Genomic DNA, 439 nt, shown 5'->3' on the forward strand with positions numbered 1-439 from the left:
GCAAACGGCACGGCAGAAGACCCGGCGCTGGACGCGCACGCCCGGCGTAATCTGCAGACGCTGCTGCGTGAGCAACAGGTGGCGACCGGACAGCTGCCGGACGATCGCACGCTGCTGATTGAGCGCTGTGCGGACGACAGCGGCGACTCGCGCATTATTCTGCACTCGCCGTGGGGCAGACGCGTACACGCGCCATGGGCGCTGGCGCTGGCCGATCGGCTCGCGGAACAGCACGGCATAACGGCTGACGTGGTCGCCAGCGACGACGGCATTGTGACGCGTCTGCCGCCGCATGCCACATTTTCACTTTCCGACTGGCTGCAGTTTACGCCGGATGAGTTACAGCAGCGGGTCAGCCGCGCCGTCAGCGGATCGCCGCTGTTTGCCGCCCGCTTTCGCGAATGCGCCGCCCGCGCCCTGCTGCTGCCGGGTCAGCGTG

1 pseudogene is annotated in these 439 nt (G+C 67.9%); it reads left to right on the forward strand.

The features are described 5' to 3' along the window. Positions 1-439, forward strand: a pseudogene (locus HA43_RS18525) (ATP-dependent helicase); the annotation flags it as partial.

The organism is Pantoea eucrina (assembly GCF_002095385.1).
Taxonomy (GTDB): Bacteria; Pseudomonadota; Gammaproteobacteria; order Enterobacterales; family Enterobacteriaceae; genus Pantoea; species Pantoea eucrina.